A 547-nucleotide genomic window follows, 5' to 3' on the forward strand; every position below is an offset into this window, starting at 1 on the left:
GAACTGTTGGCCCGGGTACGCCAGCGCAGCCTGGCCGCCTACGAACACCAGGACGTGCCCTTCGAGGTGCTCGTCGACCGGCTCAACCCCAGCCGCTCCCTGGCGCATCACCCGCTGGTGCAGGTGATGCTCGCCTGGCAGGGCAAGGACCCCGCGGAGCTGAACCTGGGTGACCTGCAGGTGAGCGCCGAACCCGTGCGGACCCGCACCGCCCGCATGGATTTGACGTTTTCGATGTTCGGCCGGTACAGCGATGACGGCGGGCCGGCCGGGATCGGCGGGACGGTCGAGTTTCGCACCGACGTGTTCGACGCGGACAGCATCCTCACCCTGACCGAACGGTTGCGGCGGGTATTGGTCGCCATGACCGAGGACCCGCACCGTCGACTGTCGTCGATCGATCTGCTCGACAACAGCGAGTGCGAGCGACTGAGCGCGTTGGGTAACCGGCGGGCGCTGTGTCGGCGGTCGGTGCCGGTGTCGGTGGTGGGGTTGTTTGCCGGGCAGGTGGCGCGGGTTCCGGGTGCGGTGGCGCTGAGGTGTGGGG

At 68.9% G+C, this 547-nt stretch carries 1 protein-coding gene; it reads left to right on the forward strand.

All coding sequences use genetic code 11. The features are described from left to right. The coding region (locus A5732_RS20745) for a condensation domain-containing protein (protein ID WP_142256646.1) at nucleotides 1-547 on the forward strand (547 nt) is incomplete at both ends.

The sequence above is a fragment of the Mycobacterium colombiense genome (genome assembly GCF_001953985.1).
Taxonomy (GTDB): domain Bacteria; phylum Actinomycetota; class Actinomycetes; order Mycobacteriales; family Mycobacteriaceae; genus Mycobacterium; species Mycobacterium colombiense_B.